The following is a 6,821-nucleotide window of genomic DNA, read 5'->3' on the forward strand; positions in this document are numbered from 1 at the left end:
GCGGTGGTTTCGAACTCCGCCGCCTTGCCCGCCAGATCCTTGTTTCCATAGGTTTCCGGGAACGTGACCTTCAGCGTGCGGGTTTCACCCGTCGCAATCCCGATGAGCTGATCCTCGAAGCCGGGAATGAAGCTGTTCGAGCCGATGACCACGGGGATGTTCTCGGCGGAGCCGCCTTCGAACGCGACGCCGTCCACCGTTCCCTTGAAAGAAACCGTGACGCGGTCCCCGCTGGCCGCCTTGGCGCCCTCGCCTTTCGCAGCATAGGCGCGGTTCTGATCGGCGATGCGCTTGACCGCATCCTCGACCTCGGTGTCGGTCACTTCAGCGACCGGCTTTTCGACCTTGAAGCTCTTGAAGTCGGCAAGCGTGATCGCCGGCACCACTTCGATCGCGACGGTGTAGGTGAGATCGGACTTGCCCGCGAGCAGTTCCTCGACCTCTTTCTCTTCCGTCGGCATCGTGATCTTGGGCTCGGTGGCGAGGCGGAAACCGCGCTCGGTGAAGAGCTGCGAATTGGTGTCGCGGATGGTCTGGTCGATGGCTTCCGCCATCACCGAGCGGCCATAGACCTTCTTCAGATGCGCGACCGGCACCTTGCCGGGACGGAAACCGTTCAGGCGGACCTTGTCTTTCAGTTCGACCAGGCGCGCATCGGCCTTGGCGTCCAAATCAGCCGCGGGGACACTGATCTGAAACTCGTGCTTCAATCCTTCGGCGACCGTTTCCTTGACCTGCATGGCTTTAAATCTTCTCAAATTGAGGTCCGGCACCCGACCGGACGGCTAGTTGTCGATCGCGCAGGGCCGTAATGCCTTGCGCTATTGGTTTCGGCAGTCTCCAAAACCCTCTGAAATTCTTGCCTTATTCCAGCGACCCGGGTGTCGGTGTCGCAAAGGCGCCGGACGACCGGCGGCCCACAGGCAACAGGCTGACGCTCCTAGCCCAATGAGGGAACGAGATCAACAGTTCCGCAAAAGGGAATGCGGCCAAAACCGTCAGGTCGGGTTTGCCGGGAGTGCGGCCGTTTCCCACATCGCGCGCCCTTGCCGGGTGAATGTCAGATCCGCACGCGACTAGACCGCCCGCACGGTCTGGAGGAACCGGCCCATCTCCGATTTCAGGCGCTGGCTTTCGCTGGTGAGTGCGCGGGCCGAGGACAGCACCTGCGAGGACGCGGCCCCGGTTTCACTGGCGCCGCGCTGAACATCGACAATGCTGGTGGAGACGCGCTGCGTGCCGGAGGCAGCGTCAAGCACACTGCGTGAGATTTCCTGCGTCGCGGCGCCCTGCTCTTTGACAGAGGCGGCGATCGCCGCCGAAATCTCCGACAGCCGTTCGATGGTGGAACTGATCTGTCCGATCGCGCCAACGGACTGCTTGGTGGCGGCCTGAATGTCGGCAATCTGCTGTCCGATCTCGCCGGTCGCTTTCGAGGTCTGCTCGGCGAGCGCCTTGACCTCGGAGGCCACCACCGCAAAACCCCGGCCCGCTTCGCCGGCACGGGCCGCCTCGATGGTGGCATTGAGCGCGAGCAGATTGGTCTGTCCGGCAATGTTGTTGATCAACTCGACCACGTCGCCGATCCGGCTTGCAGCCTTTGAGAGTCCGCCGACATGTTCGGTCGTCGACTGCGCCTGGCTGACGGCTTCGCCCGCGATCCGCGCGGTCTCCTGAACCTGCCGGCCGATCTCGTCGATCGACGAGGACAGCTCTTCCGTGGCTGCCGAAACCGACTGCACGTTGGTGGAGGCTTCCGCGGACGACGCCGCCACCGTCGTTGAAAGTTCCTGCGCGCGTTCGGCGGTCGAGGCCAGCGTGCCTGCCGAGGTCTCGAGCTCCTTCGAAGCCGAAGACACCGCCTCGACGATCTGGCCGACCGCGCTCTCGAAATCGTCGGCGAGCTTGAGGGTGTCAGACTTGCGCCGCTCGGCCGCGCGCATCTCCGCATTGGCTTGATCCGCCTTGAGGCGGTCGGCCTGGATCATCCGCTCTTTCAGGATTTGGATGGCGGAAGCCACCTTGCCGATCTCGTCGCTGCGCTCCTGACCCGAAACTTCGGCAGCGGTATTGCCTTGCGCCAGATCGCCGAGGCTGCCGACAACGCCAAGCAGCGGCCGCGAAATCGTCCGGTTCACCGCGAGCAGGAAAATCGCAGCGCCGGCGAGCGCGGAAAACGCCAGCAGCAGGCTCACCGTCCAAGCCGTTTGCCGGGCGCCATCGGAGGCACGGCTCGCGTTCTGATCGGCCACCGCGATAAATCGCTCCTTGGCCTTGCCCAGGAGTTCGGTCGGCGCGCGATCGATGCCTGCGACCGCCGTATCACCGGCGGCACTTTCAAAGCCGCTGTCCTTGAAAGCCTGCAGCCCGCGCCGGTAGGCCTCACCCATCTGCGTGTGCGCGGCAACGAACTGGCCGATCAGCTGCCCGGCTTGCGTATCGGCGACGCTTGCCCGCATTCGTTCCGCCATGCGGCGGACATCGCTTTCGCGTTGCTGAAACGCGTTCCAGTGCTTGTCGAGCGCTTCGGGTTTCTTGCCGCGAAGCAGAGTGTCCTTCCACTCCTGAACCTGTTTCTTGAAATTGGTCTCGACGGTCAGGACGTCCACCGCGTTGCTCTGGCTCGCTTTGACGTCCTGCTCAAAAAGCTGAACGCTCGCGGCATACTGCCAAAACCCGTAAGCGGAGGCGGCGAGCAGAACGGCCGTGCACCCGCCGAACAGGAAAAGAATACGGCCGCGAATATCGAGCGAAAAGCGTTGTCCCCGGGGCATGCCTGAAAATCCATTATGCAGAATCGAGATCGCTAGAAATTGAGCAAGTATGTCCCGGCATACTTTCCTATTTCTTAAGCAGGAATCGCCGCTTAGCGGCGAAATTGCAGCCCTGAAGTTGCATGACAAGACGCCTCGTCGTGCGGTAGCCGAATATCACAAGGAGAAAATGGATCTCGCAAAAAAGGGCCGGCTACGCGTCCGACTTCGCTTGAGCTGCGCCGGACAGGCTTCGCGCCGATGGACCGAGCCACGCGTAGCCCGTTAGGGCGAAGCGTGGTGCGGGCGGAGGGACTCGAACCCCCACAACTTTCGTCACTGGAACCTAAATCCAGCGCGTCTACCAATTCCGCCACGCCCGCAAGAACGCATCACCTCGAAAGGCGCCATCGCCTTACCACTGCTTCGTCAAAAAAACATCCGCTCGGGAACGGGTCCAACCCGCCACACTGGACATATCATCCGGAAAATGGTCCGCATCGAGGGCCATGCCAAGATATATGTCGGATCATATTTTTCGGCCAAACCGCCGCGTCGTGGTGGCGGGATTGGCGACCGCTGCGCTGTTGCGGGGAAATGGTGTGGCCAGCGCGCAATCAGCGGCGCTTGCGCTTCGCTGCAAGGCCGATCACCTCGAACTGAAAGAGGGACGGCCAGCGACAGCGATCTGGTCGCTTGGCGATCAACCGCTCCGATTGAAGCGCGGCGACCGTCCCGAGATCTCGCTGACCAACGACCTTTCCGTTCCGGTCTCGCTCAACTTCTGGGGTATCGATGGTGCTGCCGCGGCCGAGCCGCTGCTGGCGCGCCCTCCCTTGAAACCCTCGGCCACCGACCGCATCGCGCTTTCGTTACGCCACGCCGGGACCTATTTCTGCGACCTCGCGCTGCTCGGCGACGGCGCGGCGCAGCCGGCGCGAACCCTGCCGCTGATCGTCAGCGAGAGCGAGCCGGTCGTGGCCGACCGCGACGAGCTTGTTCTGATCGAAGGCTGGCGGCTCAAGCCGGACGGCGCGGCGATCGCACCCGCGCGCGATGCCACCGGCACGACGGCCGTCTACACCGTCAACGGGCAGCGAGGGTGCGAGATTGCGGTGCGCGGGCGCGAGCGCCTCAGGCTGCGCTTCATCAACGGGTTGCAGCGTCAGGTGATCGCGCTGAAGATCGAGCACCACAATGTCACGGTGATGGCGCTCGATGGCCAGCCTGCCGAGCCGTTCCTGGCCCGCAAAGGCGCCTTTGCGCTCGCACCCGGCGGACGCGCCGACGTGTTTGTCGATATTGCGCCGGGCGCGGGTAATACGCCGATCCTCATGCATGACGGCGAAGCGGCTCAGACGATCGCGCAATTGATCAGGTCGGATCAGCCGCCGGCGCGCGGCGAGATGCTGCCCGCGCCAACCGCCCTGCCCTCGAACGGTCTGCCCGCGAAGCTCGATCTGAAAAGCGCGCTGCGCGTCGATCTTGCTTTCGGCGGCGATCAGAAAGATTGGCTGGCGCCAGCGTCATTTGCTGCAGCAACCGCAGCCCCCGCGTTCCGCGTCAAGGCCGCCCGCGCTGTGGTGCTGTCGTTGACCAACCGTGCGCAGACGACGTCGACCTTTCATCTTCACGGCCATCACTTCCGTCATCTCGACCGGCTCGACGACGGCTGGAAACCGTTCTGGCTCGACACCATCGCCATCGATGCCGGGCAGACACAGCGCATCGCCTTCGCCGCCGAACATGCCGGGCGCTGGCTGTGCGAGACGGTCGAGGCGCGCTGGAGCGCACCGCGGCTGGTGCGCTGGTACAGCGTCGAGTAATTTCAGTATTCGATGTCGAACGCGTCATAGAGCCGCCGCGCCACCGCGGGCAGCGTCTCGGGCAGATCCTCGGCGATCAATCCCGGTCCGGCCTCGCGCGCCGCCTCGCCATGCATCCACACCGCGATCGAAGCGGCCTCGAACGCCGGCACGTTTTGCCCGAGCAGCCCCGCGATCATGCCCGACAGCACGTCGCCGGCACCGGCGGTCGCGAGCCACGGCGGCGCGTTGCAGGCGATCATGGCGCGGCCGTCCGGCGAAGCGACCGTGGTGTCCGGTCCTTTGAGCAGAACCACCGCGCCCGAACGTTCGGCGGCATCGCGCACCCGTTCGAGTTTCGAGCGGCCGGGATGCTTGTTGCTGAGGTCGCTGAACAGGCGCGGAAACTCGCCCTCGTGCGGCGTCAGCACCACCTGCGGGTCCTGCGCGCGCTTGATCGCCTCGAACAATTGCTCAGGGCTGCCTGCAAAACTCGTCAGCGCATCGGCGTCGAGCACGAGCGAGCGTTTGGCGGACAGCGCGGTCAGCACGAAATCCCGTGTCCGTTCGCCGACGCCGGCCCCCGGCCCGATCACATAGGTGTTGAGGCGCTTTTCGTTGAGCAGTTCGGCGAACTCGACCACCGTGTCGATCGGGCGGACCATCACCGCCGTCAGCGCCGCGGCGTTGACGACGAGCGCATCGCGCGGCGAGGCCAGCGTCACCAGGCCCGCGCCGGCGCGCAGCGCGCCACGCGCTGACAGACGCGCCGCGCCGGTCGCCGCAACCCCGCCCGAGACCACCACGACGTGACCGCGATCATATTTGTGCCCCTCGATGGTCGGGATGGGATATGCGTCCCGCCATGAGGATGGATCATTCTCGAAGGTCTTGGGCGCGATCTCGGTCAACACCGCCGCATCGATGCCGATATCGGCGACGCGCACGCGACCGCAGTGCAGGCGTCCCGGCAACAACAGATGCGCCGGCTTGCGGCGGAAGAACGTGACGGTCTCAACTGCGCGAACCGCCGTGCCCATGACGGCGCCCGTCGTGCCGTTGATGCCGCTCGGCAGATCAACGGCGAGGACCGGCGCCCCGTTGGCGTTGATCGCCTCGATCATGTCGAACGGTTCGCCCTTGACCGGGCGGTCGAGGCCGGCGCCGAACAGCGCATCGATGATGAGCGCCGGCTTGCCGATCGCCTGCGGATTGAACGGCAACACCGGATATTTCCAACCGCGCGCGGCAGAGGCCGCATCGCCCTGCAGCTGATCGCGTTCGCATAACAGGATGACGGAAACGTCGCGTCCACGCGCGGCGAGCTCGGCCGCGGCGACAAAACCATCGCCGCCATTATTGCCGGGGCCGGCGACCACCAGGATGGGCCCCTCCTCGACCAGGTCCATTGCCGCGGCGGCGACAGCCTGGCCCGCGCTGAGCATCAGGGCAAAGCCCGGCGTTCCGGCTGCGATCGCGAGCCGGTCGGCACGCTCCATCTCAGCGGTGGTCAGAACTTCCATGCCCAATACCCCGACACAAGCGCCTCTTCCGAAGGCAGTTTTGCGTTTCATCTGCATTCGAGCGCGGCCGAATGCGCACCGTTTGACCTATTTGCCTATTCTTGCATCTGCCCTATGATTGGACGAATCTCGCTGCCGGATGCTCGGCGCCCAGTAAAGGGCTGACAAAATTCAGGAATTCAACATCCTAACGATCTGGCATAGACCCTGCTTTCGTGGGGTCAGATGGGGAGGCCAATTCACGCCCGCATTCGGCCGTAGGGTCTACTCATTCCGCAATCCGCGACAACACCCTTTGACAATAACCTTGAACGTCCTTGAGACCTTGAAAGTGCCGGGAGGCAGCAACCTGTGAAGAAAATCGAAGCCATCATCAAGCCGTTCAAGCTGGACGAGGTTAAGGAAGCGCTTCAGGAAGTCGGACTTCAGGGCATCACGGTCACCGAGGCCAAGGGATTCGGGCGTCAGAAAGGCCACGCGGAGCTTTACCGGGGTGCGGAATACATCGTCGACTTCCTGCCCAAGGTGAAGATCGAAATCGTGATTTCCGACGAACTCGTCGAGCGCGCGATCGATGCGATCCGGCGCGCCGCGCAGACCGGGCGGATCGGCGACGGCAAGATTTTCGTTTCCAATATCGAGGAGGCCATCCGGATCCGGACCGGCGAGTCCGGGCTCGACGCGATTTAGTGCGTCAAGGTTCCGGTCCGGGCAAGTCGCCCGATCGGGGCTGCCCCCTG

The 6,821-nt window shown here is 64.1% G+C and carries 5 protein-coding genes and 1 tRNA gene; 2 read left to right on the forward strand and 4 right to left on the reverse strand.

All coding sequences use genetic code 11. From position 1 onward, the window contains the following. From tig to VFL62_RS03965, 3 genes are all read right to left on the reverse strand, one after another. On the reverse strand, positions 1-740 hold a 740-nt coding region (gene tig, locus VFL62_RS03955), incomplete at its 3' end, for a trigger factor (RefSeq protein WP_325171074.1). Between the two features lie 336 nt (positions 741-1,076). After that, positions 1,077-2,774 (reverse strand): methyl-accepting chemotaxis protein, encoded by a 1,698-nt coding sequence (locus tag VFL62_RS03960; protein WP_325171075.1) that lies wholly within the window; start codon positions 2,772-2,774, stop codon positions 1,077-1,079. Between the two features lie 277 nt (positions 2,775-3,051). Beyond that, positions 3,052-3,136 (reverse strand) — tRNA-Leu (locus tag VFL62_RS03965). Positions 3,137-3,355: 219 nt separating this feature from the next. On the opposite strand from VFL62_RS03965, the gene VFL62_RS03970 reads away from it, so the two are divergent. Next, a complete protein-coding gene (locus VFL62_RS03970; protein WP_325171076.1) occupies positions 3,356-4,579 on the forward strand; it encodes a multicopper oxidase family protein in 1,224 nt (407 codons plus the stop codon). A gap of 2 nt (positions 4,580-4,581) precedes the next feature. Here the strand turns inward: VFL62_RS03970 and VFL62_RS03975 are convergent, their stop codons facing one another. Continuing rightward, complete coding sequence (locus VFL62_RS03975) at positions 4,582-6,081, reverse strand: NAD(P)H-hydrate dehydratase (RefSeq protein ID WP_325171077.1); 1,500 nt, start codon at positions 6,079-6,081, stop codon at positions 4,582-4,584. Between the two features lie 351 nt (positions 6,082-6,432). Between VFL62_RS03975 and VFL62_RS03980 the strand changes: the two genes are divergently transcribed. Further along, positions 6,433-6,771 (forward strand): P-II family nitrogen regulator, encoded by a 339-nt coding sequence (locus VFL62_RS03980; protein WP_072824146.1) that lies wholly within the window; start codon positions 6,433-6,435, stop codon positions 6,769-6,771. Positions 6,772-6,821 lie beyond the last annotated feature (50 nt).

The organism is Bradyrhizobium sp., from assembly GCF_035701725.1.
GTDB lineage: Bacteria > Pseudomonadota > Alphaproteobacteria > Rhizobiales > Xanthobacteraceae > Bradyrhizobium.

What these genes read in the sequence shown, in the direction of transcription:
- VFL62_RS03960 (WP_325171075.1), bottom strand. Translation starts at nt 2,774, where the DNA reads ATGCCCCGGGGACAACGCTTTTCGCTCGATATTCGCGGCCGTATTCTT.
- VFL62_RS03975 (WP_325171077.1), bottom strand. Translation starts at nt 6,081, where the DNA reads ATGGAAGTTCTGACCACCGCTGAGATGGAGCGTGCCGACCGGCTCGCG.